This is a genomic window from Microbacterium umsixpiens, from assembly GCF_053543675.1.
In genome coordinates this window covers 20,637-24,572 of record NZ_JBLVOH010000075.1, presented here as the reverse complement: position 1 = coordinate 24,572, position 3,936 = coordinate 20,637, and the positions used below count along the sequence as shown (strand labels likewise).

Below are 3,936 nucleotides of genomic sequence, written 5' to 3'. Positions count from 1 at the left end.
GGGCCGGCTCAGCTCCTCGATCGAAAGCACTCCGACACGTGACCACGTTCTCTCTCGGCGACACCGACTTCCTCCGCGACGGTCAGCCGCATCAGGTGATCTCCGGCGCCATCCACTACTTCCGCGTGCACCCGGACCTGTGGCAGGACCGCATCCGCAAGGCACGGCTGATGGGCCTGAACACGATCGAGACGTATGTCGCGTGGAACTCGCACGCCCCGCAGCGCGGCGAGTGGGACACGACCGGGTGGAACGATCTCGGACGCTTCCTCGACCTCGTTCATGCCGAGGGTCTGGATGCGATCGTGCGCCCGGGTCCCTACATCTGCGCCGAGTGGCACAACGGTGGTCTGCCGGTGTGGCTGACCGGGAGCATGGAGAACCTGCGATCGTCGGCTCCCGACTTCCTCGTCGAGGTGAGCGCCTACCTGCGACGCGTGTACGACATCGTCGCGCCGCGCCAGATCGACCGGGGCGGACCCGTCGTGCTCGTGCAGATCGAGAACGAATACGGCGCCTACGGAGCGGACAAGGCCTACCTCGAGGCACTGGTCGCCGTCACGCGGGACGCCGGCATCACGGTGCCTCTCACGACCGTGGATCAACCCGTGGATCAGATGCTGAGCGACGGCAGCCTCCCCGAGCTGCACAAGACCGGCTCCTTCGGATCCCGCAGCGCGGAACGCCTCGCGACTCTGCGCCGGCACCAGCCGACGGGACCCCTGATGTGCTCGGAGTTCTGGGACGGCTGGTTCGACTGGTGGGGCGGAGTGCATCACACGACCGACGTCACCGCTGCCGCAGCCGACCTCGACGCCCTGCTCGCCGCCGGAGCATCGGTCAACATCTACATGTTCCACGGCGGCACGAACTTCGGGCTCACCAACGGCGCGAACGACAAAGGTCGCTACCTGCCGCTCGTGACCTCCTACGACTACGACGCGCCGCTCGACGAGGCCGGCACCCCCACGGAGAAGTTCTTCGCCTTCCGAGAGGTGATCGCGAAGTACGCCCCGGTGCCGGAAGAGGTGCCAGCCTTCGCGAGCGCGGCACCGGCGCTCGAAGTCTCCCTCTCCCCCGTCGGGGCGTGGACGGATGCTGCCGGATCCGGTGCGGTCGCCGCACAGCCGCAGAGCTTCGACGCCCTCGGGCATCTGAGCGCGCTGGTGCGATACGACGTCGACCTCCCGGACGGGAAGGGCGGCCAGTTGCTCATCGACGAGGTGCGCGACCTCGCCTGGGTGAGCGTTGATGGCGTCGCCGTCGGCACGCTCTCCCGCACGCGGCATGACCGTGCGATCCGCATTCCGGCCGGCCGCACCCTCAGCATCCTGGTCGAGGACCAGGGCCGGGTGAACTACGACCACCGTCTCGGCGAGGAGAAGGGTCTGATCGGCGCGGTCACTCTCGACGGCACAGTCGTGACCGGGTGGCGCTCGACACCGCTCGACGTCGCCGCCATCGCCGGCACCATCGCCGCCGCGCTCACCGCGCGCGACGAGGTGCCCGGCAGCCCCCTCGCCTGGACCGCCGAGTTCGATCTGGACACCGCGAGCGACCTCTTTCTCGACACCGCACCGTGGAGCAAGGGATACGCGTTCGTCAACGGCTTCTTCCTCGGCCGCTACTGGCGCAACGGGCCGCAGCGCACGCTCTACGTGCCGGCCCCGGCGACACGCACCGGCGGCAACCGGCTCGTCGTTCTCGAACTCGAGCAGGTCCTGGCACCCGTCGCCCGCTTCGTCGAGGCACCGGCGCTCGGCGTCACGGAGGAGTGACGCGGGAGCGCATCGGAGCGCGGTAGACGGGCGGATGGTTCACGGCAGCGGCACCAGCGTCGCGTCCACATTCGTCCCCTCGATCGTGACCCACATCATCGTGCACGCCGGCTGCCGACGGCGGTCCGTGGGCGACCCGGGGTTGAGCAGTCGCAGGCCCGCAGGGGACACGGTGTCCCAGGGAATGTGCGAGTGCCCGAATACGAGGAGATCGATGCCGGGGTACGCCTCGTCCATCCGCTCTTCGCGCCTGCGGGACTCCCCCGTCTCATGCACGACGGCGATATCGACGCCCTCGACCGTGAACCGGGCGACCTCCGGCAGGCGTGCCCGCAGCTCGGGGCCGTCGTTGTTGCCGAACACTCCGTGCAGCACTCGCGCCCGGGACTCCAGCAGATCGAGCGTCGCTTCGTCGACCCAGTCGCCCGCGTGCACCACGATCTCGGCATCGTCCACCGCCTGCAGCACCGCATCCGGCAGCCTTCTCGCCCGCTTCGGCACGTGGGTGTCGGCCAGGAGCAGCATCCTCGTGGTCATCGTTCCTCCCCGTCTTGCGCCGCCTCCGACTCTATGCAACGGCATCGCGCGCGGGATGACACGCGAAACGCGTACACAGCCAACACTCAGGAAGGCGTAAACTCGCCGAGTCCCCGGTATACCAAAGGGGCTGAACGGAGGAGCCTCATGAGTACTGCCACTGCGCCCGCGAACCCGCGCTCGCGCGTCATCACCGCGAGTCTGGTCGGCACGACCATCGAGTTCTACGACTTCTACGCGTATGCGACGGCGGCCGTTCTCGTGTTCCCTGTGCTGTTCTTCCCGACCGGAGACGACACCACCTCGCTCCTCTCGTCGTTCGCCGTGTTCGGTGCGGCGATGGTCGCGCGCCCCATCGGCGCCGTGGTGTTCGGCCACTTCGGCGACAAGTTCGGCCGCAAGGCCACTCTCGTGGCATCGCTGTTGACGATGGGCATCGCGACCTTCGTGATCGGCCTGCTCCCCACCTACCAGGACATCGGCTGGTGGGCGGCGCTGCTGCTGCTGATCCTGCGTCTCGCCCAGGGCTTCGCGCTCGGTGGCGAGTGGTCGGGAGCGGCGCTGGTCGCCACCGAGAATGCCCCGAAGGGCAAGCGCGCCTGGTACGGCACCTTCCCGCAGCTGGGTGCACCGCTCGGCTTCATCATCGCCAACTTCCTCTTCCTCTCGATCAACTGGCTGCTGCCGCACGCCGAGAACCCGGTCCTCAAGTCCGAGGCGTTCCTCTCCTGGGGCTGGCGCATCCCGTTCCTCTTCTCGGCCGTCATGGTGATCATCGGCCTGTGGGTGCGACTGAAGCTCGTCGAGTCCGACACGTTCAAGAAGGCCGAGACGAAGGGTGTGATCCGCAAGCTCCCGCTCGCGACGGTGTTCCGTCACCACTGGAAGCAGCTGATCCTCGGCACGTTCATCATGCTGGCGACCTACGTGCTGTTCTATCTGATGACCAACTTCACGCTCGCCTACGGCACCAAGCCCGCGTCGCTCGAGACCGCTTCGGCCGCCGCGAAAGCCGCAGCCGAAGCGACGGGCGCACCGTTCGACCCGACCAAGTTCGCGGCACAGTTCTACCCCGGCCTCGGATTCGGCTACACCGACTTCGTGCTGATGCAGATCATCGGCGTGGTGTTCTTCGGGATCTTCACGCTGCTCTCCGGGCCGATCGCCGACGCTGTCGGACGCCGGAAGCTGCTGCTCTGGGTCACGGGCGCGATCATCGTGTTCGGCTTCACGTTCAACACGTTCCTCCTCCCCGCCGTCGACCCGAAGTTCACCGGTGCACTCGCTCAGGCGTTCCTCGTGTTCGGGTTCATGCTGATGGGGGCGACGTTCGGCCCGATGGGCGCGCTGCTCCCCGAGCTGTTCCCGACGAACGTGAGGTACACGGGGTCGGCGATCGCCTACAACGTGTCGTCGATCCTCGGCGCGGCTGTGGCACCTCTGATCGCGCTCTGGCTGTGGTCGCTCGGAGACGGCGCCCCGTGGCTGGTGGGCCTCTACCTGTCCGCGATGGGTGTGCTGACCTTCGTCGCACTGCTCCTCTCCCCCGAGACGAAGGACCACGACTACGACGACGACCTCGGGGTCGCCGCCGCCGTCGAGCTCTGATCACGGAGAGCGG

3 protein-coding genes are annotated in these 3,936 nt (G+C 67.7%); 2 read left to right on the top strand and 1 reads right to left on the bottom strand.

The window, feature by feature from the left end; all coding sequences use genetic code 11:
• Positions 1–38 precede the first annotated feature (38 nt).
• Complete coding sequence (locus ACNPM4_RS07810) at positions 39–1,778, top strand: glycoside hydrolase family 35 protein (protein WP_448985314.1); 1,740 nt, start codon at positions 39–41, stop codon at positions 1,776–1,778.
• A gap of 39 nt (positions 1,779–1,817) precedes the next feature.
• Here ACNPM4_RS07810 and ACNPM4_RS07805 read toward each other — a convergent pair whose 3' ends face one another.
• A complete protein-coding gene (locus tag ACNPM4_RS07805; RefSeq protein WP_372467369.1) occupies positions 1,818–2,315 on the bottom strand; it encodes a metallophosphoesterase family protein in 498 nt (165 codons plus the stop codon).
• A 147-nt stretch (positions 2,316–2,462) separates the two neighbouring features.
• Here ACNPM4_RS07805 and ACNPM4_RS07800 point away from each other — a divergent pair, with 147 nt between their 5' ends.
• Entirely contained in the window at positions 2,463–3,923 is a 1,461-nt protein-coding gene (locus tag ACNPM4_RS07800; RefSeq protein ID WP_448985313.1) for an MFS transporter, read from the top strand.
• Positions 3,924–3,936: the final 13 nt, after the last annotated feature.